Origin of the sequence: Paenarthrobacter sp. C1, assembly GCF_049315185.1 — a bacterium.
Taxonomy (GTDB): domain Bacteria; phylum Actinomycetota; class Actinomycetes; order Actinomycetales; family Micrococcaceae; genus Arthrobacter; species Arthrobacter nicotinovorans.
On record NZ_CP186052.1, the window covers coordinates 2,526,420 to 2,548,912 of the forward strand.

The window sequence follows — 22,493 nt, forward strand, 5'->3', positions numbered from 1 at the left end:
AAGGACCGCTGCAAAGGCGGTCCCGTCCGAGTTTACCCGCCCCGGCCGCGGCTCCCGCCAAGGGCGGGAGAAGCTATGGTCGGATCAGGCCGTGGTCACCCGGACATGGAGGTCTTCCTCCGGAGGAGTCCAGGTCGTGGGATCGGCATCAACCTGCTCGCCGGAACGGATGTCCTTGACCTGGTGTTTTCCGTCGTCATCGGTGAACCAGACGAAGGGGATGCCGCGCCGGTCGGCGAACTTGATCTGCTTGCCGAACTTCTCGGCCTTGGCTGCGACCTCGGTAGCGATGCCGCGGCCACGCAACTGGGCCGCGATGTCCTGGGCCGCAGACCAGCTGTCGTCGCTATTCAAAGCAACCAGCACTGCAGTCGGCACAGCGCGTGAGGCCGTGGCAAGTTCCTGGCTGAGGATGCGGGACACCAGGCGCGTCACGCCGATCGAAAGCCCGACGCCGGGGAACTTGCGGTTGCCCTTGCTCGCCAGGGCATCGTATCGGCCGCCGGAACAGATCGAACCGAGCTGCTCGTGTCCCACAAGGACGGTCTCGACGACGGTGCCGGTGTAGTAATCCAGGCCGCGGGCAATGCTCAGGTCAGCGACCACCTTGCCCGGGGCACGCTGAACGGCTGCTTCGATGACTTGCTGAAGCTCGCTCAGGCCTTCTTCGAGGAGGTCATCCTTCACCCCGAGTGCGCGGACCTGCTCGACGAAGGAGGTGTCCTCGGTGCGGATCGTGGCGAGTTGCAGGGCCAGGGCCGCCTGCTCATCCGTGGCGCCGAGCTCAGACTTGAGCAAACCGGCTACCTTGTCGGCACCGATTTTTTCCAGTTTGTCGATGCTGCGCAGCACGCCGGCGGTGTCCGTCAGGCCAATGCCGCGATAGAAACCCTCGGCCAGCTTCCTGTTGTTGATCCGGAGCCGGAAGTCCGGAATGGGAAGGGCGCTCAGGGCCTCAGCGATGACCAGCGCAATCTCAACGTCATAGCGGAACGGCAGTTCGCCGTCGCCTACCACATCGATATCAGCTTGGGTGAACTCGCGGGCCCTGCCTTCCTGGGGGCGTTCACCGCGCCACACCTTCTGGATCTGGTAGCGGCGGAACGGGAAAGCCAGATACCCGGCGTTTTCCACGACATAGCGCGCAAACGGAACGGTCAGATCGAAGTGCAGTGCAAGCGCGTTGGGGTCGGACTTATCGGAACTGCCCTGCTTCGCAGCCTCGCCCTCATCATCCTGGAGACGGCTCAGGCCATAGACCTCTTTATCGATCTCGCCCTTGCGGAGCAACTGGCCGACCGTTTCGACCGCGCGTGTCTCAATGGAAGAGAAACCATGCAACTCGAATGTCTTCCGGAGCGTATCCAGCACATGGAGTTCCACCAACCGTTCCTGGGGAAGCCACTCGGGGAATCCGGACAGGGAGGCGGTACGTGCCATGGTGGAATTGTCTCCTCAAAGAAAGCTGACCCGGGCCTCGACGCCATGCTTTAAGCGCCCGTTCGGCGTTTAGAGGGCGGGCGTCCAGCCGGTCATGCATAAACTATGTGCGGCAGCCAGTTTATGCTTTCCGCGCGTGCACATCTAATGCAGCATGCCGGGTTCCTGTCGGCAGCCATCCGAAGCGGACACAATCAGGAGGACTCTTGGCAACAAGGTCGCGGGATGACCGCGAAGCGAAACGTCGCATCAGGCAAATGGAAGCCAAGCGCGCCCTGCGGCAGGAACAGGGAAAGCGCCGCAAAGGCGACAACATCATTGCCATCGGCGCCGGTGCTGCCTCCGTGGTCCTTGCCGTGGTGCTCCAGCTGACCGTCTTCAGCTCCAACCCCACGGAAGACGAGTTCGCTGCCGCGGAGGCGGGCCTGAATTCGCCGTCGGCATCCCCAGCAGCGTCCAACGGTGCCGACATTCCCAGCCCGGATACAGCAGCCGGCAAAACGTTCACGGGCGAGCTTGCCTTGAACAGCGGCGTCGTGGGAGTCGAATTGAACGGTACAGCGGCACCACAGGCGGCTGCTGTCCTGAAGTCGCTCGCTGATGCCGGTTACTACACAGGGGCCAACTGCCACCGGCTGACCACCTCCGAGACCTTTGGCCTCCTGCAGTGCGGCGCTAAATCAGAGGACGGCGCAGACGACCCCAACTATCGCTGGGGTCCACTCGAAAACACGCCGGCAGACAACAAGTACCCTGCCGGAACCATCGCCGTCGCCCGTACGGGCAACAATGCCTACGGCAACGGGCACCAGTTCTTCATTGTCTACAAGGACACCACCATCCCGGCCGACACGGCTGGCGGATACACCGTTGTTGGCAAGGTCACCAGCGGGTTGGACGTCGTGACGAAGATCGCCGCTGCCGGCCTCAAAGCCGGCGGAAACAGCAGCGACGGCGCCCCTGTGGCACCTGTCACGATAGACTCGTTTTCTCTGAAGTAACCAGCCCCGGGCCCAGGCCCGGGGTGCATTGCCTTAGCAGTCCCTCCAAGCGAAAGACTTTTAGCGGTGACAGACAGTCAGAAATCCGACGAAACAGCAGCAGTGGCCAACGATGAAGCGGTCGAGGTGATCGAAGCCACGGATGCCGGCGCTTCCCCCGAAGCATCCCCCGCTTCGGCTCCCAATGAACCCGCGGCACCCCGCCCCGCGCCGTCGGCAGCGCCGTCGCCCGCGGCTTTTGCGGCACGCCCCAAGGCACCCGCTGCTGTTGTTCCTGCCGCACCCGCAGTATCTGCCGCGTCGCTGGCAGAAGCAGCAAAGTGGGGACGGGCAGAAGGCGACGGCCACGTCTTCCTCACGCTCGATGGTGAGGAAATCGCCGTCGGACAGTACCCGGGAGTCAGCCCCGACGAAGCCCTGGGCTATTTCGCCCGGAAGTTCGACGACGTCATCGCCCAGGTAGTCCTCCTGGAGCACCGGGTGGAGTCCAAGGCGCCGGCAACAGACATGCAGAAGACGGTCACGCACTTGCGCGAGCAATTGGCCGAGCGCAACATGGTGGGCGATATCCGTTCCGCCGAGGCCCGCCTGGATGCCCTGTCAACGCAGATCGTGGAATTGGAGAAGTCTGAGAAGGCTGCCCACGAGGCCGTTCGGGCCAGTGAGCTTGCCGCGCGGGAGGCCATCGTGGCCGAGGCGGAGACCATTGCCGGTCAGGATCCTGCGCAGATCCAATGGAAGACCTCCAGCGCGCGTATGAACGAGCTGTTCGAATCCTGGAAGTCCGCACAGAAGAGCGGCGTCCGGCTCGGCCGCAGCAACGAGGACGCACTTTGGAAGCGCTTCCGCTCGGCCCGCACCGTTTTCGACCGCCACCGCCGCGCCTACTTCTCCCAGCTGGACAGCAACAATTCTGCTGCCAAGTCCGCCAAAGAGGCCCTGATCGCAGAGGCCGAGGCTCTTTCCTCGTCCACTGACTGGGGCTACGCCGCCGGTGAATACCGCAGGCTGATGGACCAGTGGAAGGCCACCCCGCGCGCCAGCCGCAAGGATGACGACGCCTTGTGGGGCCGCTTCCGTGCCGCCCAGGATGTCTTCTTCAGCAATCGCCAGGCCGCCAATGAACAGATTGACCAGGAATACACAGCGAATCTGGCCGTCAAGGAACAACTCGTGGTCGAGGCCCAGGGCTTGCTGCCCATCAAGGACCTCAACGCCGCCAAGAAGGCCCTCCAGTCCATCCGTGATCGCTGGGAAGATGCCGGCAAGGTCCCGCGTGCTGACATGGGCCGGATCGAGGCAGGCCTTCGCAAGGTGGAGGATGCTGTCCGTGAAGCCGAGGAAGAGAAGTGGCGCCGGAGCAACCCGGAAACCAAGGCACGCACGAACAGTGCCCTGACGCAGCTCGAAGCAGCCATCGCGGGCCTCAAGGACGACCTTGACAAGGCTGAAAAGGCCGGCGACCAGCGACGCATCAAGGCTGCTCGTGAAGCTTTGGAAGCACGCCAGGCCTGGCTCGACCAGATCCAGCGTTCGGCCAGCGACCTCGCATAATTCCTTCTGACGCTGTTGCAGGCTCCGATCCGGTTATCCACATAGCCGGATCGGAGCCTGTACTCGTAGGGGGCCCCACGAAATGATCGGTGGATGGTCCCCGCTCTCACATCCCCGCAATTGCTGGACCCGGTTATTCCGGAGCTCTATGCCCCTGGCCGCATCTTCACGTGGAATGAACTGCAGGGCATGGCGTTCGACGGCATCCTGATGCCCCTCTACGGCAAGAACTATTCCTCCCCTGGTGTGGCCATCACCCACCGGCTGCGCGCCCGCGCAGCCGCACTGAGCGTGCCTGAACGTATCCGCACCAAAGTTGTGGCCGGCAGGCTCACTGCCGCCTGGATCTATGGCTGTGCCAAACCGCCGGAGAAGTTGTCCCTGCTTGTGGATGCCAAGCACCGCATTTCCAGCCTTCGCGGCACCCTGCCCTGCAGCCTCCATGAAGTACGGCTGGGGCAGATGGATGTCGTCAGTCTCGGCGGGATGCTGGTGAGCACCCCGCTGCGTACCGCGGCGGACATTGCGCTCCACGTCGAGTCTGAACGTGCCCTGCCGGTGCTGCGTCGGCTCCTGGACAGACAGGAACTGGGTGTACGGCTGCGACTTCTTGTCCTGGCAGTCGAGGCAGCTCCCCGGGTCCCCCACAAGAAGCGCGCCCTGGCCACCCTGGCACAGTTGATGCCGGCAAATGCTATCGGCTAGCAGCAAACCTCTAGCTCCGGCGGCGGTTACCCGTGGTGCGGTAGACGTCGAAAACACCGTCAATGCGGCGCACAGCATTCAACACGTGGTGAAGGTACTTGGGATCACCCATCTCGAAGGCAAACTTCGAGATCGCCACCCTGTCGCTGGACGTGTGGACCGATGCAGCAAGGATGTTGACGTGGTTCTCCGAGAGGATCCGCGTCACATCCGAAAGAAGCGATTTGCGGTCCAGTGCTTCAACCTGGATCTCCACCAGGAACACGCTGGACTGCGTAGGTGCCCATTCGACGTCGACGATCCTGTCAGGCTGGTCACGCAGCCCCGAGACATTGGTGCAGTCTGTCCGGTGCACGGAGACACCGGAACCGCGCGTCACGAAGCCAAGGATGGGATCCGGAGGCACAGGTGTGCAGCACCGGGCCAGCTTGACCCATACGTCACCCACGCCCCTGACGATGACGCCAGAGTCCGAGAATTTGGACTTCGCTACCTGGGTGGGGATGCTGACTTCGTCAAGATCCTCATCCGGAGTCTCATGGCCGCCCAACTGCTCCATGAGCTTTTCCATGACTGACTGGGCCGAGGTATGACCGTCACCAACGCCCGCATACAGTCCGGAGATGTCGACGTAGTGGAAATCCTCGGCGACGGAAGACAAAGCATCATGGGTCATGAGCCTTTGCAGGGGAAGGTTCTGCTTCCGCATGGCGCGGGTGAGCATGTCCTTGCCCCGGTCGATCGCTTCTTCGCGACGCTCCTTGGTGAACCACTGCCTGATCTTGTTGCGGGCACGCGCGGATTTGACGAAGTGCTGCCAATCCTGGCTCGGCCCGGCACCTTCGGCCTTGGAGGTGAAGATCTCCACCCAGTCGCCATGGTTCAATTCACTGTTCAGCGGCACCAGTTTGCCGTTGACCCGTGCACCGATGGTGCGGTGTCCCACTTCCGTGTGGACGGCGTACGCAAAGTCCACAGGGGTTGAACCCGCTGGCAGCGCCATGACTTCGCCCTTGGGTGTGAATACGAAGACTTCGCGGGCGTTGATCTCGTAACGCAGGGAATCCAGGAACTCGCCCGGATCGGAGGTCTCCTGCTGCCAGTCCACCAGGGAACGAAGCCAGCCCATGTCGCCGTCGCGAGGGCTGCCCGGGCCCTGTGCCGTCCGGTTGGGCTGGTCCTTGTACTTCCAGTGGGCGGCCACGCCATACTCTGCGCGGCGGTGCATCTCGTGCGTGCGGATCTGGATCTCAACAGGCTTGCCGCCCGGACCGATCACCGTGGTGTGCAGAGATTGGTACATGTTGAACTTCGGCATCGCGATGTAGTCCTTGAACCTGCCTGGCAGAGGGTTCCAGCGCGAATGCAGGGTGCCAAGGGCCGCGTAACAGTCGCGGACGGAGTCCACCAGCACCCGGACCCCCATGAGGTCGTTGATGTCGTCAAAATCCTTATCCCTGACGATCATCTTCTGGTAGATGGAGTAGTAGTGCTTGGGACGGCCCGTGATGGTCGCTTTGATCCTGGCAGTCCGGAGATCGTCGGCGATCTGGTTCCGGATGACGCTCAGGCTCTTCTCGCGCTCCGGCGTGCGGTCCCCCACCATCCGGACGATTTCCTCGTACACCTTGGGGTAGAGGGCTGCGAACGACAGGTCCTCAAGCTCCCACTTGATGGTGTTCATGCCCAGGCGATGAGCCAGCGGGGCAAAGATCTCCAGCGTTTCACGCGCCTTGCGGGAGGAAGACTCGGCTGAAACGAAGCGCCAAGTGCGTGCATTGTGCAGGCGGTCGGCCAGCTTGATCATGAGGACCCGAATGTCCTTGGCCATGGCCACGACCATTTTGCGGACGGTTTCAGACTGGGCTGCCTCGCCAAAGCTGACCTTGTCCAACTTGGTAACGCCGTCCACCAGCATGGCAACCTCAGGGCCAAAATCCCGTGTCAGGTCCGCCAGGGTGTATGGAGTGTCCTCCACGGTGTCATGGAGGAGGGCAGCGGCCAACGTGGTGCCTGTCATGCCAAGTTCAGCCAGGATGGTCGCCACGGCCACGGGGTGGGTGATGTAAGGATCACCGCTCTTGCGCTTCTGTCCCTGGTGGCTGCGCTCGGCGACTGCGAACGCCCGTTGGATCAGGTCAAAATCTTCCTTGGGGTTGTTGGCCCTGACGGTCCGCAACAGCGGCTCAAGGATCGGAGAGTACGGAGCTACGCCCCGCCCGGTCAGGCGCGCGAGGCGCGAACGCGTGCGTTCCCGCCGGCCCGGAAACGTGGGACGGGCTCCCGGCATGTCCACCGGCACTGCGCCGGAGGCCCGGGCGGGCACGCCCGTTACAGGGACCGCCACAGCTTTGCGGTCGTCTTCCCCGCCCGCTGGTGGTGCCGACGTCGCACGTTCTTCCACAGAAGTACCCCTCACAACCGATTTAATTCTCCCAGTCTATTCCCGGAAGCGAATGCTTCTGCAACTGGACAGCACATGACGATCGGGCCGGCAAGTCAAAGAGCCGGCCACCGCACTGTGGCGGTGACCGGCTCCCTTGGACAAATACAGCTCCGTTGCCGCCTAGACGGTGGCTTCGGCGCGTCGGTGGGCTACCTTCTTGGCCTGCTTGACGAGCTCAGGCTCGCCCTGGCGCAGCCAGGCGTAGAGCGGGGCCGCGATGAAGATCGTTGCCGCAGTGCCAATGAGGATACCCACAAACAAGGCCAGCGACAGGTCGCGCAGGGTGCCCGCGCCCAGGAGTCCTGCCCCAATGAAGAGGATCGCGGCCACCGGAAGGACAGCCACCATCATGGTGTTGATGGATCGGACCAGTGTTTGGTTGACGGCCAGGTTGACCTCTTCGCCGAAGGTACGGCGGGTGGACGTCGTGATGTCCGACGTGTTTTCGCGGATCTTGTCGAAGACCACCACGGTGTCGTAGAGCGAGTAGCTCAGGACGGTCAGGAAGCCGATAATCGCCGACGGCGTCACTTCGAAATCGCTCAGGGCGTAGACGCCCGCAGTGGTGAACATCGTGACGAGCATGCCGACGAGGGCCGACAAGGACATCTTCCAGGTCCTGAAATACAGGGCCATGAGGACCGCGGCCAAACCGACGAAGACCACCAGGCCGATGAGGGCCTGACGGGTCACATCCTGGCCCCAAGTCGGTCCGACGAAGTTGGAGGTGACTTCGTTCTCCCTCACACCATAGGCGCTTGTAAGCCCGTCCTTGATGCGGTTGGTCTCGTCATCGGTCAGCTGGTCCGTCTGGATGCGCATGGTGTTGCCGGCCACGTTTGCGACACGCGGAATGGCATCAGGCACGACATCGTGGACTGCCCGCTCCCCCAGCGCTGCGTCTGTGGTGCTCACGTTTGAAACCGTGAACTCCGAACCGCCGCGGAATTCGATACCGAGGTTGAAGCCACCCTTGACCACCGGGATCAGGATGGACAACGCCACGGCGACGGCCGCGATGATGAACCAGATCTTCTTTGAATTGACAAAGTTGTAGGAACGTTTGCCTGTGTAGAGCTCATGGCCGAAGGTTGCGAAGCTCGTAGTCATTACTTCTCCTCCTTGCTGCCGTTGGAAGAACCAGTCAGTTGGCCCTTCGCGGCAAGCCGCCGTTCGGCGATGGTCATGCGTCGTTCCGCTTCAGCGGCCGCCCCGGCGTTGCGGGGGCGGACCGGCGTCGGCTTGTCATCCGGGGTCCGGAGCCGTCCGGCCCCCCGGTACAGCGGTACCGCGCCCAGGCGGTCGGGCGACAGTCCGGAGAACCGGTGTCCTTCGCCGAAGAACTTGGTACGGGCCAGGACCTGCAGCATCGGGTGCGTGAACATGAACACAACAAGGAGGTCGGCAAGGGCCGTCAGGCCCAAGGTAAAGGCAAAGCCACGGACGTTTCCGACAGCCACGAAGTACAGGACCAGCGCGGCCAGAAGGTTGACGGCTTTGGAAGCCAGGACCGTGCGCTTGGCGCGCTTCCAGCCGTTCTCGACGGCGGACACCAGTCCGCGCCCGTCGCGCAGTTCGTCACGGATACGTTCGAAGTAGACGATGAACGAGTCGGCGGTCTGACCGATAGCCACAATCAGACCTGCGACACCTGCCAGGGACAACCTGTAGTTCTCGGTCCAGCCGAGGATTGCGATGGCAAGGTACGTCAGCAACCCGGCCACTACCAGGGAAGCGATGGTAACAAGTCCCAAAGCCCGGTACTGGAAGAGCGAGTAGACAACCACCAGCAGCAAGCCGATCATGCCGGCAAGCAAGCCAAGACGGAGCTGATCCCCGCCAAGGGTGGCCGAGATTTGCTCCTGGGACTGGATCTCGAAACTGATCGGGAGGGCACCGTAGCGCAGCTGGTCGGACAGGGCCTTGGCACTGGCTTGGGTGAAGTTGCCGGTGATCTGGGGCTTTCCGTCGGTGATGACGGCAAGGGCACGCGGTGCTGAAATCACTTTGTCATCGAGGACAATGGCGAACTGGGACTTCGGGTCTTCCGTGCCTTGCGCCTGGGCGGCCACGTAGAACTGGTTGAGCCGTTCGGTGACTGCCTTGAACTTCGCAGTGGCGTCACCGTTGAAGACGATGTTCACACCCCAGGAGTTGGTCACCGAACCCTGTGCACCCTGAACCTGGGAGAAGGTGGAATCGCTGATGTCCTGGCCCTTGACCTCTACCGGGCCAAGAATGTACTTGACGGCGGGAGTCTTGTCAGTGGCAGGCTCACAGGCCACCAGCGGCTTGGCTGGATCGGAGCGGTCGCGCTTCTCCGTGGAGGGATTGACGCAGTCCAGCGCTTCGAATTCCTTGACGACATCGCCCGTGACCCAGTTGTTGTCGCTGGCGTTGGCCGGTTCTGCGGTCGGCTTGGGCAGCTTGTCATCCGGTGTCCGCTGTTCTGCGGGAACGGCGGCGGGGTCACCAGCGGCGATAACGGGGCGGAAGTTCATGTCCGCGGATGCCTGGATGAGGTCCCGGGTCTCCTTTGAGGGAGTGCCTGGCAGGCTGACCACCACATTGCGGCCGGACTGCGTGCTGATCTCGGCCTCAGCGACGCCGGAACCGTCAACACGCTGGCGGATGATCGCCACAGCCTGATTCAGCTGCTCCTCATTGATGTCGCTTGCACCCTCCACCCGGGGTGCCAGGATCATCTGGGTTCCACCTTCGAGGTCCAATGCGAGCTTGGGCGCCCAGCTCGCATGGCCGGTCATCACCCCGCCAGCCAGGACAGCGGTGAGTACAACGAAAATTGCTCCAAGCCAGGTCAGCACCCTGCGGGCTGAGTTTTTGGGGCCGGTCCGTGCCATTATCGATCTTCCTGTTATCGCCGGACAGCCGCCGGCGGACGCTGGTAAGCGTCTGCCGGCGGCTCTCCGCTGCCGTAGAAGTTTCCTTGCGCGGTGATGCCGCGACTGACGGTGCTAGTTGTCCTTCTTGTCCTCTTTGTTGAGGCGCGCGATGGTCTCTTCCGGAGTCTCGACTGCCGAAGGGGTTTCAGTACCCGCAACGGTCAAGGAAGAAGCGTCATCGGGAACCACCGGGGCTTCCTCAGGAGCAGCCTCAACCACCTTGGTGACAGCCTGGCGGTGGACTGTGGCCTGGTTGCCCGGCGAAAGCTCGATAACGACCTTGTTTTCCGCTTCGTCGATGGACACGATCCGGCCGAAAAGGCCGAAGCTGGTCATGACGTCGACGCCCGGAGCGAACTTGGACTGCATCTCAGCCTGCTGCTGCTGGGTCTTCTTGTTGCGGCGGAACATCATGAAGACAAAAAGTCCAAGCATGACGAACAGCAATATGGTCATTGGATCCACAGGGAAGTTCCGTTCTGTACTTACGTTTTGGTCCACGGCAACGTCCCTGGCAGATCCGCGAGGCTGGCGCATGGATCAAGGACTCGAACGTGCCGAGCGTCATACCAGTCTAGAGGGAAAAGCTGAACACAGCGTGTTAACCGGCTGTATCGATGCTTTCGGCGTGGTTTTCGTCCACGTCAAAGAGCGCAAGCGTCTCTTGTCCGAACACGCCGGTCGGTACCGCGTACCCCAGGTGGGTCCAGGCCGAAGCCATGGCGATCCGGCCCCTCGGTGTCCGCCCCAGCAGCCCTTCCCGCACCAGGAACGGCTCCGCCACTGTCTCGACAGTCTCCGGTTCTTCACCAACAGCGATCGCCAAGGTGGACAGTCCCACGGGGCCGCCGTTGAACTTGGTGATCAGGGCTTCCAGGACGGAACGGTCCAAGCGGTCAAGGCCGCGCTGGTCCACCTCATACATATCCAATGCAGCGGACGCTGACCGGGCGTCGATCTGATCAATACCGTGGACCAAAGCCCAGTCGCGGACCCGGCGAAGCAGCCGGTTGGCGATACGCGGTGTACCGCGTGACCTGCCTGCTATTTCCGTGAACCCGGCCGAATTGACCTTGAGGTCCAGCAAACCGGCCGACCGGCGGAGGACAAGCTCAAGTTCAGCCACGGAATAGAACTCGAGGTGCCCGGTGAAACCGAAACGGTCCCTCAACGGGCCGGGGAGAAGCCCTGCCCGCGTGGTGGCACCCACCAGGGTGAAGGGCGGCAGCTCCAGAGGGATGGCGGTAGCGCCGGCACCCTTTCCGACCACGATGTCCACACGAAAATCCTCCATGGCCATGTAGAGCATTTCTTCTGCCGGCCTGGACATACGGTGGATTTCGTCAAGGAACAGCACCTCGCCCTCCGACAAGGAGGAAAGGATGGCCGCCAGGTCACCTGCATGCTGTATGGCCGGACCGCTGCTGATACGCAGCGGCGCGTTCATTTCCGCCGCGATGATCATGGCCAAGGTGGTCTTGCCCAGGCCCGGTGGACCGGACATGAGCACGTGATCGGCACTGCGTCCACGCATTTTGGACGCCTCGAGTACCAAGGCAAGCTGTTTGCGGACCCGGTGCTGGCCCACGAAGTCATGCAGGTTCTTCGGACGGAGCGCGGCCTCAATGACCCGCTCTTCCGGCTCCTCTCCCCCGCTGACCAGTGACTGCTCAGCCACGGGAGCCTACGCGGTTACCGGCGCGTGCACCGTCCTGGCCAAGCCAACGCAGGGTGGCCCGGAGGATCTGCGCGACGTTGCCGGCCTCCACAAGTTCGGGCGAATCAGCCATGGCTTTGTCGATGCTTCCGTTGGCGTCCTTCTCCGACCATCCCAGGCTGGTCATCGCAGCAACAACCTGCGGCTTCCACTCAGCCTTGATGGCGGATTCCGGAGCAGCACCACTTCCGGTACCGTGCGGGACCAGCTTCCCGGCAAGTTCAAGGACAATCCTGCCCGCAACCTTGGGTCCGATGCCCGGCACCTTGGTGAAGGCCTTGCTGTCGCCGGTATGCGCCGCGACGCGGATGGCTTCGGGCTCGTGCACCGCCAGAACAGCGAGGGCCAAACGCGGGCCGACCCCGCTGACACTAAGCAGGACATCGAAAACTTCGCGTTCGTCGTCGTCCGCGAAGCCGAACAACGTGAGGGAGTCTTCCCGGACGATCATGGAGGTAAAAAGTTTGGCTTCAGTGCCCACGTGGAGGTGGCTCAAGGTCTGTGGTGTGGCGTAGACGCTCATGCCGGCACCGTTGAGGTCAATGACGGCGGTGGACAAACCAACGTGGGCAACGGTTCCACGAAGAAAACTGATCAAGACCCGGCTCCTGAGTTATTGCAGCGTTATTGCGGCTAAAGCGGACTATCCGAACATATCTACGAATACCCTAGCAAGCGCAGCCGGCAATCACCGCTTGCGGCGCGCTTTCGCTTCGGCGTCTGCCCATGCTTTTTGCGCCGGCGTCAGGGATCCGGTGCCGGACGCAGCACCCATTCCGTTGCCTGCACGCCAGGCATGCGTCAAAGCCAACGCGAGTGCGTCCGCGGCGTCTGCCGGCTTGGGCGGGGCGTCCAGGCGCAGGATCTTGGTCACCAACTTGGTCACTGCGTCCTTGTTGGCTGTACCGCTGCCGGTCACCGCAGCTTTTACTTCCGACGGGGTGTGCAACGCCACAGGGATGCCGCGGCGGGCCGCGGCGGCAATGACGACCCCGGAGGCCTGCGCAACGCCCATGACAGTGCTGACGTTCATCTGGGAGAAAACCCGTTCGACGGCGACGACGTCCGGCTTGTGCAGGTCAAGCCACTCATCGATGGCGTGGGCTATGACCAGCAGGCGCTTGTCCAGCGTTAGTTCAGCGGACGTACCCACCACTCCGACGGCGACCATGGTGGCCCGCCGGTTCCGCTCGATGTCTACTACACCGATGCCGCAACGGGTAAGGCCCGGATCGACTCCCAATACGCGAAGAGTCAAGTCCGGGCCTTCCTGTTTGTCATCAAAATCGGGTGCTGCCACGCCTACTCGGCGTCGAGGGCAGCCTGCACTTCCTCGCTGAAGTCCGCGTTGCTGTAGACGTTCTGGACATCGTCCAGGTCCTCGAGCGCGTCGACGAGCTTCATGAACTTCTTGGCACCATCGACGTCCAACTCCACCTGCATGGAGGGAACGAACTCTGCTTCGTCGGTTTCGTAGTCGATCCCGGCTTCCTTGAGGGCATCACGGATGGCCTGGAGGTCCGAGGGTTCGGAATGGATCTCCCAGTTGTCCCCGCTGTCCTTGACCTCCTCCGCACCAGCGTCCAGGACGGCCATCAGGATGTCGTCTTCGCTGAGACCGTTCTTCGGCAGAACCACCACGCCCTTGCGGGCGAACAAGTAGCTGACGGATCCGGGGTCGGCGATGGTCCCGCCGTTGCGCGAGATGGCCAGGCGCACCTCGGAGGCCGCACGGTTCTTGTTGTCGGTAAGGCACTCGATCAACAAGGCCGAGCCCTGCGGTCCGCGGGCTTCGTACATGATCTCGGTGTAGTCGACGACCTCGCCGGTGAGGCCGGCGCCACGCTTGATGGCGCGGTCGATGTTGTCGTTGGGCACCGACGTCTTCTTGGCCTTGGTCACGGCGAGTTCCAGGCCCGGGTTGCCGGCCAGGTCCGGTCCACCCATGCGGGCAGCAACTTCGATGTTCTTGATCAGTTTTGCGAACGACTTTGCACGCCTGCTGTCAATGATGGCTTTTTTGTGCTTGGTGGTCGCCCATTTGGAGTGGCCTGACATGCTTTACGCTTCTCCTCTGATCATTCGAATAAAGAGTTCATGCACACGCTTCTCCCCTGTCACTTCCGGGTGGAAGGAGGTGGCCAGCAAATGGCCGGAGCGCACTGCAACAATTCTAGCCACTCCATGCAAAGCGGCGGTGTGGCCGGCATGGTCAGGATCGACCTGTGCCAGGACGTCTACTCCAGGACCTACCCGCTCAACCCAAGGTCCGCGGATGAACACGGCATGGACAGGGTCCACTCCGTCCTCGTCGGCGCTGAACTCCAGTCCCTTGAAATCGAGGTCCGTTTCGAAGGATTCCCGTTGCCGTCCAAAAGCGTTGCGGCGAACGGTGATATCCATGCCGCCAAACGTCTGTTGCGGGTTTCCCTGCAAGTCGGTGGCAGGGTCTGCGATCTCTTCGGCCAGCAGAATCATGCCCGCGCAGGAGCCGTAGACCGGAAGGCCGTCGGCTATACGCTTTTGGATGGGATCACGGAGTTCAAAGATCCGGGACAGTTTGTCGATGGTGGTGGATTCGCCACCGGGGATGATCAGGCCGTCGATCCCGTCCAGCTCGGCAGGCCGGCGGATACCCACGCCTACAGCTCCAGCGGACTCGACGGCATGAATGTGCTCACGGAAATCGCCCTGGAGTGCCAGGACGCCGATCCGGAGGCCTGTACCCACGCGTGACGAAGCGTCGGAAAGGGGGTTGGTCATTGGACCATCATAGTGCTCCCGCCCGCGCGGCCGGCTTTGGTCAGTGCTCTGCGATCTGAGGCGACCCGGGTTCCATGCCGCGTCTGGGATATATTACAGAGCATGCTTTCCTTCAGCGTTCCCCTCGGCAAGCTGGTCCGCACTCTGTCCCGGCTGCGGGGCGGCGGGTCGGCGTTTCCCGGGCTTGTGGTCGAGAAGATCGACCCCCGGTTCATGCAGCGAACGCTGGCGTCACTGCCACACGGTGTCGCTGTTGTCAGCGGCACCAATGGCAAGACCACAACTACCAAGATGGTGGTGGAACTCCTCGAAAGCCAGGGCCTGAAGGTCTTCACGAACCGTTCGGGCAGCAACTTCACCCGCGGAGTAGCTGCGTCCCTGCTCGGAGAGGTCGATTGGCGGGGACGGCTTGACGCCGATATCGCCATTCTTGAACTCGACGAAGCACATTCCGTCCACTTCGTTAACAAGGTTCCTCCCCGTTACAGCCTGCTGCTGAATGTCCTCAGGGATCAGCTGGACCGGTTCGGCGAGATCGACAAAACGGCCCGGCTCCTGGAGCACATTGCATCCAAGACCACCGACACCGTCGTCCTGAACCGGGAAGACCCCCGTGTTGCGCGGATAGCCAACATCGTCAACAGCCTCGATGCCGTTCATCACCCCGAGGTGCGGTACTTCGGTCTGGACGAGTCACTCCGCAGCACCTTCCCGAACGACGACGAAATGCGGACAGGCAGTGGACCCTCACCGTCCGGCACGTCCGTGGCCGCAGCGTCCGGTGAGGAAGTCGACTTGCCGGATGCCGACGTCGTGCTTCGCCGGGTAGGTGCCCAGGACGCAGACTTTGAGTTCGACGGCAAGACCGTGACCACAACGATGAAGCTGCGCGGCGTTTACAACATCTTCAACGCTGCCGCGGCGTTGTCGCTGACCCGCGCAGTTCTGGGAACCGGCCCCATTGACACCCCAAAGCTCGTCAAAGCCCTTGGCGACGTCGCCCCTGCATTCGGACGCGGTGAAAGCCTCACGGTGGATGGCCAACCGCTCGAACTCGTGCTGGTAAAGAATCCCAGCGGTTTCCGGCTCGGCCTGAAGTCGTTCCCGGCCGGCGGCTACGCAACCATGATCGCGATCAACGACAACTATGCCGACGGCAGGGACATGTCGTGGCTGTGGGACGTGGAGTTCGAGTCCCTGCGCGAAGGCGGAGTAGAGGTTCTTACGGGGGTCAGGGCCTACGACATGGCCCTCCGGCTGCAGTACGACGACGTGCCCTTCGGCGCCGTGGAGCCGGATATAACAGCAGCACTTCGGACCTTTATCGACGGCTCCCGCGGCAAGCCCAAGCGCATTTTCTGCACGTACACATCAATGCTGGCCATCCGCCGCGAACTCGCCAAAATCACCATAGTTGAGGTGGTCTCATGACCTCGGAAACCCAGCCCACCGCCCATTCACCGGAGGAGCGTGGCCAGTCCACCAAGGGCACTATCCGCGTCCTCCAGCTGTACCCGCGCGAAATGAACATCTACGGCGACTGGGGCAACGCCCTGGTGCTGAAGCAACGGATCAAGTGGCATGGCTACACGCCGGAGCTCCTGGAGTACAACGTGGGAGATGATTTCCCGGACGACGTCGACATCATTGTGGGCGGCGGCGGGCAGGACAGCGGCCAACTTGTCATCCAGGACGACCTTCAGGCGCGCGCGGAGCAGTTGAGGGAGCTGGCCGACAACGGCGCCCCAATGTTGGTGATCTGCGGCCTTTACCAGCTCTTTGGAAAGTTCTTCAAGACCAGCACCGGACCCACTATCCCCGGGATCGGGATTCTGGATGTCGAAACCCAGGGTACGGATGAACGCCTCATCGGCAACGTGATCATGAAGTCCGCCGAATTCGGCGACATCATGGGCTACGAGAACCACAGCGGTCAGACCACCTTGGGTCCTGGCGTACAACCTCTGGGGACAGTGACCAAAGGTGCGGGCAACAACAGCAAGGACGGCCATGAGGGCGCCAGGTACAACAACGTTGTGGCCAGCTACCTGCACGGTTCATTGCTGCCAAAGAACCCGGCCATCGCCGACTTCCTGATCCGCACGGCTGCGGAGCGCAAGTTCGGCACTTTCGTGCCGGGATCGCCCGACGACGACTACGCCCGCCTCGCGCGGGAACACGCCGCCCGCCGTCCCCGCTAGGGGCTATTTCTCCTTGGTGATCAGCAGTTCATGTGCACCTGCACTGGCTGCGCCCATGGATTCGACAACGGTTTGGGTCCTCTGGCGGGTTTCGGCGTCGGCCGCGGGTGTGGCACACACGCCCTGCGGGGCATCGCTGGCCACTGAACACCAACGGTAGGGGTCCCGGACAATCACCGAGGGCGCCCACGCGAGGTCGGAGGCAGTCCAGGTGCCTGCAGCGTTTTGGCTGAACTGTGCCCTGACCAGCAGCCCTTCGTTGTTGACCACGTACCACGGTGACAATTCCGTGATGCCGTTGCCTAGCCCGTACACGATCCAGGTGCCTTTGTAGTTCTCGATGGGCAGCACGGAGTGGGTGTGATGCCCGTAGATCATGGTGAACTGCCCGCTGTCCACGAGTGCATGCGCCACATCCTGCTGTTGGGCATTGGGTTCGCTCGCGTATTCGTCACCCGCGTGCATGACTCCCAGGACAATGTCAGCACCGAGGGCCCTGGCTTGGGTCGCCTTGGCAATCATGGTTGCAGGGTCGAGTTCGTCCACAAGCCAGGGGTATTCCGGAATCTGTCCGTTGTGGCCATAGGTTCCGATGATGACCGCGACCTTGGCCGCGTCGGTCTGAAGCATCAGGATTTCCTTGGAGGCAGCCTCCGTCCGGTAGGAGCCGGTGTGCTTCAGCCCTGCGGCATCGAGGGCATCAAGGGTCCTGAGCAGACCCTCAGTGCCGCGGTCAATGGTGTGGTTGCTCGCGGTGGTGCAGGCCTGGTAGCCAATGTCCTTCGAAGCGGTGACAATCTGCGGCGGTACATTGAACGACGGGTAGGCCGAGAAAGGCCCTTCGGGCGTTGCCACCGGGGTCTCCTGGTGGCAGATGGCGAGGTCGCTGCTGTTGACGTAGCGCCGCTGTCCTTCGAGGAGCGGGACGAAGGTGTAGCCGGGCAAGCCAGCGGCGGAGGCGTCTGCCCTTGCCTGCTGCCATAACTGGGTGTGGACCAGCATGTCGCCCGTCACGGTGATGGAGGTACAGCGGAGTTCAGGGCAGGCAGGTCCCTTGCCTGGAGTTGGATTCGGAGCGGGCGTACGTGTGGGCATCGGCGACTCCGCCGCGGGCGACGTTGCTGCGGTGCTCCGGTCCGGATCTGTGTTCTCGGCTACGACGCCACAGGCGCCAAGGGTCATCGCAAGGGCGACCACCATGGCAGGCGCTGCCAATCGGCGAAGCCGGATCCATCTCGTCGCAGATGTGAGATTCCCCATGATTTTCATCCTACGGCGAAGTCGTGCCGAAGCAGGCGTGCCGCTCTTGAGGACACGATTCTTACGTGAAAGAGTCACTTCATGACCAATCCCCTGCTTGACCCCAGCCCCCTGCCGTACGGACTGCCGCCCTTTGCGCACATCTCTGCGGCCCACTATGCCGAGGCAGTGGAGGCCGGGCTGGCAGCTCACCTGGAGGAGATAGACGCGATCACCGGCAATGCGGCCCCTGCCACCTTCCTGAACACAGCGGTGGCAATGGAGCGCTCCGGCCTTCTCCTGAACAGGGCAGCAGCGGCCTTCTTCACCCTTGTCTCAGCGGATGCGGGCGATGACATCAAGGCGCTTGAAACTGAACTTTCCCCCAGGTTTTCGGCCCACCAGGACGCCGTATACATGAACCGCGGCCTCTACGAACGCTTCTCTGCCATCGACGTCGACGGCCTCGATGCTGAGTCTGTCCGGCTGGTGCAGGAATACCTCAAGGAGTTCCGCCAATCCGGCATCCAGCTCGATGACGCCGGACAAGACCGGCTCCGTACAGTCAACGCCGAACTCTCCCGGCTGGGCACTGAATTCGGCCAGCGGACCAAGGAAGCCATGAAAGCCTCCGCCCTGCTTCTCGACAACCCGGCCGACCTTGCCGGCCTGCCGGAAGAGGACGTCGCAGGAGCCGCTGAAGCTGCGAAGGCCGCCGGTCACGACGGCAAGTACCTCCTCACCTTGATCCAACCCAGCAACCAGCCCGCTCTCGCGTCCCTCGAAAACCGGACCATCCGCCGCCGTTTGTTTGAAGCGTCCCTGTCGCGCGGCACTGATGGCGGACCACTGGACGTGCGGGAAATTGTGACGGCGACCGTGCGGTTGCGTGCGGAAAAGGCAGCCCTGCTCGGCTTCGCCAACTTTGCCGAACTCGTGGTGGACCAACAGACCGCGCCGGACTTCAGCGATGTCCAGGCCATGCTGCGCCGGTTGGCACCCGCAGCCGTCCGCAACGCACAAGCCGAGGCCGACGCCCTGGCCGGAACCGCGGGACATCACCTCGAGCCGTGGGACTGGGCCTACTACTCAGCCCGGGTCCGGAAGGAAAAATTCCAGGTGGACGAGCAGGCGATCCGCCCCTACTTCGCCCTGGAAAGCGTGCTGAACGACGGCGTCTTCCACGCTGCGACCCAGTTGTATGGCATTACGTTCCATGAACGCGAAGACCTCGAGGGATACCATCCCGACGTGCGCGTGTGGGAAGTCCGCGACGAAGACGGGACTGGCCTCGGCCTCTTCCTTGGCGACTACTACACCAGGGAGAGCAAACGTGGCGGGGCGTGGATGAACTCCCTCGTTGAACAATCCTGCCTCTTGGGTACGCGCCCCGTGGTGATCAACAACCTCAACATCACCAAGCCCGCTCCAGGCGAGCCCACGCTGTTGTCCCTGGATGAGGTCAGGACAGTGTTCCACGAATTCGGCCATGCGCTACACGGTCTGTTCTCCAGTGTTACGTACCCGCGCTTCTCCGGGACATCCGTGCCCCGGGACTTTGTGGAATACCCGTCGCAGGTCAACGAAATGTGGATCATGTGGCCCGAGGTCCTGGCCAACTACGCCCGGCACCACAGCAGCGGGGAAGCGCTCCCCCAAGTCATCGTGGATAAGCTCAACGACTCATTGTTGTGGGGCGAAGGCTTCGCGACGACAGAATACCTGGGCGCCGCCTTGCTAGACCTTTTCTGGCATGTGCTTTCCCAAGCCGACGTACCCGGGGATGTCCTGGCGTTCGAAGCCAAGGCACTTGCCGAGGCATCCATTGCCCACCCTTTGATCCCGCCGCGTTACCGCAGCGGCTATTTCCAGCACATCTTCGCCGGAGCGGGCTACGCAGCCGGGTACTACTCGTACATCTGGAGTGAGGTCCTCGATGCGGACACGGTGGAATGGTTCAAGGAAAACGGCGGGTTGACCCGCGCCAACGGTGACCGGTTCAGGTCCGAACTGCTCTCCCGGGGCAACAGCCGTGACCCTCTGGAGTCATTCCGCTTGTTCCGCGGACGCGACGCCGAACTGGCACCACTCCTGAAGCGCCGCGGCCTCGACTAGGAACGACGGCGGCCGACCACCCTTGAGGGGGTGGCCGGCCGCCGCCGTACGGTTAGCTGTTACCAGCCGCGTTCTGCGAGGCGGTGGGGCTGCGGGATTTCGTCGACGTTGATGCCGACCATCGCTTCGCCCAGGCCGCGGGAGACCTTGGCGATAACATCGGGGTCATCGTAGAACGTGGTGGCCTTGACGACGGCGGCGGCACGCTCTGCCGGGTTGCCGGACTTGAAGATACCGGAACCGACGAACACGCCATCGGCGCCGAGCTGCATCATCATCGCAGCATCAGCCGGGGTCGCGATGCCACCGGCAGTGAACAACACCACCGGAAGCTTGCCCGTGGCAGCGATCTCCTTGACCAGCTCATACGGGGCCTGGAGCTCCTTGGCCGCAACATACAGCTCGTCCTCGGGCAGGGCGGCGAGCTTGGCGATCTCCGAACGGATCTTGCGCATGTGACCGGTAGCGTTGGAAACATCCCCGGTACCGGCTTCGCCCTTGGACCGGATCATCGCCGCGCCCTCGTTGATACGGCGCAAAGCCTCACCCAGGTTGGTGGCACCACACACGAACGGAACAGTGAAGTTCCACTTGTCGATGTGGTTGATGTAGTCCGCCGGGGTCAGGACCTCGGACTCATCGATGTAGTCAACACCGAGGGACTGCAGGACCTGGGCTTCGACGAAGTGGCCGATACGGGCCTTGGCCATCACCGGGATGGACACGGCAGCGATGATCTGATCGATCATGTCCGGATCGGACATGCGGGACACGCCACCCTGGGCGCGGATATCAGCCGGGACACGCTCAAGCGCCATGACAGCCACGGCACCGGCATCCTCGGCGATGCGGGCCTGCTCGACGTTAACGACGTCCATGATGACGCCGCCCTTGAGCATCTCAGCCATGCCCCGCTTAACGCGGCTGCTGCCCGTGACGCTGTTCGCGGACGAACCGGCTTCGTTGCTTACATCTGGTGTAGACACAAAAACCCCTATGGGTAGATAAACGACCTTCTTGCCGGAGGCACGCGCAGCACACGACCGCGTTCAGCGCACACCGGGTTTCAGGTCAAGGTGACCAAGTACTAGTAATAGTAGTCGCACGTTGCATGGCGGCAGTACATTCATTACCGCCTTGCAGGGCAACAAACAGGGGTGTGGTAGGACACCTGCACAATCGGCGGGAGCCGACTCTGGTCAGATGCCAGTTCCCTCGGCCTCTGCCATGGCCTGCTTGCGGACCGTAGCCATTCTTTGGACTACCGTGACAACGCTGGCCAGTGCCAGCAGGACCAGGGTTGCAAACAGCACCACGGGTGGAAGTCCCAGGCCCGTGAGCCCGGCAATCAACAGGACCGATGCGAGTCGTTCGGCCCGTTCTGCAATCCCAACGCTGGCGTGGTAGCCAAGTGATTCGGCTTTGGCCCTCGCGTAAGAGACAACCATGCCGAGGACAAGGCAGACGACGGCGGCCGTCCCGATTGCGGCGTCCTTGCCTCCGGTGAAGAACCAGATAGTGAGGCCCGCGAAAATGGCGCCGTCGGCCAGGCGGTCCAACGTGGAATCAAGAAAGTTTCCCCAACCGCCGCTTCTGCCTTGCAGCCGGGCCATGATGCCGTCCACGACGTCCGAGAAAGCGAAGAACGCAACCACCACAGAACCCCACCACAAGTGGCCCAAGGGGTAGAGGATGAGTCCGCCCAGGATGACGCCGGCGGTGCCCGCAATAGTGACCGCGTCAGGTGACACGCCGATCCTCAGGAGCCAGCGCGCCAAAGGGGTAAAGAGTGAAGTGAAGAAGCCGCGCGCATGCCTATTGAGCATTCGACTCCCCCGGCCAGGCTTCGGCCACTAGTTTCCGGACCTCGTCCAAGGTCTGCGTGATGGCTTTGGTCTGGGCGATGATGGGGAAGAAATTGCCGTCCCCGCCCCAGCGCGGAACTACGTGCTGGTGAAGATGGGCAGCGATGCCCGCGCCGCCGGTAACACCTTGGTTCATGCCCAGGTTGAAACCGCTGGGATTCGAAACCTTCCGGAGCACACGCATGGCGGTCTGGGTAAGATCAGCGAACTCCGCTGTCTCTTCCACCGTAATATCCGTGTAGTCGGGGACGTGGCGGTAGGGGCAAATCAGCAGGTGGCCCGGGTTGTACGGGAACAGGTTGAGCACCACGTAGCAGGTCTTTCCCCGGTGGACGATGAGCGATTCCTCGTCAGAGCGGGTCGGCCCTACACAGAACGGGCAGTCATCCTTGTTCTTGAATTGATCCTGCCCGCCCTTGATGTAGGCCATGCGGTGGGGAGTCCACAGGCGCTGAAACGCATCCGGAACGCCTGCGAGTCCGAAATCATCGGTTACGTCTGCGTCGCCCGGAAGGTCAGCTGCCGCGCCTGTGTTCTCCTGCAC

General features: G+C 62.5%; 20 protein-coding genes. 6 read left to right on the forward strand and 14 right to left on the reverse strand.

Annotated elements, in window-relative coordinates:
- Positions 1–84: 84 nt before the first annotated feature.
- Positions 85–1,440, reverse strand: a complete 1,356-nt coding sequence (gene hisS / locus ACNAOU_RS11800) for a histidine--tRNA ligase (protein ID WP_018777751.1) — start codon at positions 1,438–1,440, stop codon at positions 85–87.
- A gap of 206 nt (positions 1,441–1,646) precedes the next feature.
- On the opposite strand from hisS, the gene ACNAOU_RS11805 reads away from it, so the two are divergent.
- The 3 genes from ACNAOU_RS11805 (at position 1,647) to ACNAOU_RS11815 (ending at position 4,700) form a co-directional block, all read left to right on the forward strand.
- Positions 1,647–2,441 carry a peptidylprolyl isomerase gene (locus ACNAOU_RS11805; RefSeq protein WP_422756993.1) on the forward strand — a complete coding sequence of 265 codons (795 nt, stop codon included), beginning with the start codon at positions 1,647–1,649 and terminating at the stop codon, positions 2,439–2,441.
- 66 nt (positions 2,442–2,507) lie between these two features.
- Positions 2,508–3,995 (forward strand): DUF349 domain-containing protein, encoded by a 1,488-nt coding sequence (locus tag ACNAOU_RS11810; protein ID WP_422756994.1) that lies wholly within the window; start codon positions 2,508–2,510, stop codon positions 3,993–3,995.
- A 93-nt stretch (positions 3,996–4,088) separates the two neighbouring features.
- Positions 4,089–4,700: a hypothetical protein gene (locus ACNAOU_RS11815; RefSeq protein WP_110504694.1), complete on the forward strand. Its 612-nt coding sequence runs from the start codon at positions 4,089–4,091 to the stop codon at positions 4,698–4,700.
- Positions 4,701–4,710: 10 nt separating this feature from the next.
- Here the strand turns inward: ACNAOU_RS11815 and ACNAOU_RS11820 are convergent, their stop codons facing one another.
- The 9 genes from ACNAOU_RS11820 to pdxT form a co-directional block, all read right to left on the reverse strand.
- The gene (locus ACNAOU_RS11820; protein ID WP_018777755.1) at positions 4,711–7,104 is read right to left on the reverse strand and encodes a RelA/SpoT family protein; all 2,394 of its coding nucleotides are present in this window, start codon (positions 7,102–7,104) and stop codon (positions 4,711–4,713) included.
- A 162-nt stretch (positions 7,105–7,266) separates the two neighbouring features.
- On the reverse strand, positions 7,267–8,256 hold the full coding sequence (gene secF, locus ACNAOU_RS11825) for a protein translocase subunit SecF (protein WP_422756995.1): 990 nt from the start codon (positions 8,254–8,256) through the stop codon (positions 7,267–7,269).
- Complete coding sequence (secD, locus tag ACNAOU_RS11830; RefSeq protein ID WP_055975962.1) at positions 8,256–10,007, reverse strand: protein translocase subunit SecD; 1,752 nt, start codon at positions 10,005–10,007, stop codon at positions 8,256–8,258. Before secD ends, secF begins: the two co-directional genes overlap by 1 nt.
- A gap of 114 nt (positions 10,008–10,121) precedes the next feature.
- Positions 10,122–10,505 carry a preprotein translocase subunit YajC gene (yajC, locus tag ACNAOU_RS11835; RefSeq protein WP_018777758.1) on the reverse strand — a complete coding sequence of 128 codons (384 nt, stop codon included), beginning with the start codon at positions 10,503–10,505 and terminating at the stop codon, positions 10,122–10,124.
- Between the two features lie 145 nt (positions 10,506–10,650).
- Positions 10,651–11,727: a Holliday junction branch migration DNA helicase RuvB gene (gene ruvB / locus ACNAOU_RS11840; protein ID WP_422756996.1), complete on the reverse strand. Its 1,077-nt coding sequence runs from the start codon at positions 11,725–11,727 to the stop codon at positions 10,651–10,653.
- Positions 11,720–12,364, reverse strand: coding sequence for a Holliday junction branch migration protein RuvA (ruvA, locus tag ACNAOU_RS11845; protein ID WP_422756997.1), 645 nt, complete (start codon positions 12,362–12,364; stop codon positions 11,720–11,722). Before ruvA ends, ruvB begins: the two co-directional genes overlap by 8 nt.
- A gap of 90 nt (positions 12,365–12,454) precedes the next feature.
- Positions 12,455–13,024, reverse strand: coding sequence for a crossover junction endodeoxyribonuclease RuvC (gene ruvC / locus ACNAOU_RS11850; protein ID WP_064722285.1), 570 nt, complete (start codon positions 13,022–13,024; stop codon positions 12,455–12,457).
- A gap of 44 nt (positions 13,025–13,068) precedes the next feature.
- Positions 13,069–13,824, reverse strand: coding sequence for a YebC/PmpR family DNA-binding transcriptional regulator (locus tag ACNAOU_RS11855; RefSeq protein ID WP_018777762.1), 756 nt, complete (start codon positions 13,822–13,824; stop codon positions 13,069–13,071).
- Between the two features lie 3 nt (positions 13,825–13,827).
- The gene (pdxT, locus tag ACNAOU_RS11860) at positions 13,828–14,529 is read right to left on the reverse strand and encodes a pyridoxal 5'-phosphate synthase glutaminase subunit PdxT (RefSeq protein WP_422756998.1); all 702 of its coding nucleotides are present in this window, start codon (positions 14,527–14,529) and stop codon (positions 13,828–13,830) included.
- Between the two features lie 102 nt (positions 14,530–14,631).
- Between pdxT and ACNAOU_RS11865 the strand changes: the two genes are divergently transcribed.
- Complete coding sequence (locus ACNAOU_RS11865) at positions 14,632–15,960, forward strand: MurT ligase domain-containing protein (protein ID WP_422756999.1); 1,329 nt, start codon at positions 14,632–14,634, stop codon at positions 15,958–15,960.
- Positions 15,957–16,730 carry a type 1 glutamine amidotransferase gene (locus ACNAOU_RS11870; RefSeq protein WP_422757000.1) on the forward strand — a complete coding sequence of 258 codons (774 nt, stop codon included), beginning with the start codon at positions 15,957–15,959 and terminating at the stop codon, positions 16,728–16,730. Before ACNAOU_RS11865 ends, ACNAOU_RS11870 begins: the two co-directional genes overlap by 4 nt.
- A 3-nt stretch (positions 16,731–16,733) precedes the next feature.
- On the opposite strand, the gene ACNAOU_RS11875 is transcribed toward ACNAOU_RS11870, so the two are convergent.
- Complete coding sequence (locus ACNAOU_RS11875) at positions 16,734–17,999, reverse strand: CapA family protein (RefSeq protein WP_422757001.1); 1,266 nt, start codon at positions 17,997–17,999, stop codon at positions 16,734–16,736.
- Between the two features lie 72 nt (positions 18,000–18,071).
- Between ACNAOU_RS11875 and ACNAOU_RS11880 the strand changes: the two genes are divergently transcribed.
- Positions 18,072–20,084 carry a M3 family metallopeptidase gene (locus tag ACNAOU_RS11880; RefSeq protein ID WP_422757002.1) on the forward strand — a complete coding sequence of 671 codons (2,013 nt, stop codon included), beginning with the start codon at positions 18,072–18,074 and terminating at the stop codon, positions 20,082–20,084.
- 59 nt (positions 20,085–20,143) lie between these two features.
- Here ACNAOU_RS11880 and pdxS read toward each other — a convergent pair whose 3' ends face one another.
- The 3 genes from pdxS to ACNAOU_RS11895 form a co-directional block, all read right to left on the reverse strand.
- A complete protein-coding gene (gene pdxS / locus ACNAOU_RS11885) occupies positions 20,144–21,070 on the reverse strand; it encodes a pyridoxal 5'-phosphate synthase lyase subunit PdxS (RefSeq protein ID WP_020608520.1) in 927 nt (308 codons plus the stop codon).
- Positions 21,071–21,283: 213 nt separating this feature from the next.
- Positions 21,284–21,910, reverse strand: a complete 627-nt coding sequence (gene pgsA / locus ACNAOU_RS11890) for a phosphatidylinositol phosphate synthase (protein ID WP_422757003.1) — start codon at positions 21,908–21,910, stop codon at positions 21,284–21,286.
- Positions 21,900–22,493 (reverse strand): HIT family protein, encoded by a 594-nt coding sequence (locus ACNAOU_RS11895; RefSeq protein WP_026267169.1) that lies wholly within the window; start codon positions 22,491–22,493, stop codon positions 21,900–21,902. The genes pgsA and ACNAOU_RS11895 overlap by 11 nt, the downstream gene beginning before the upstream one ends.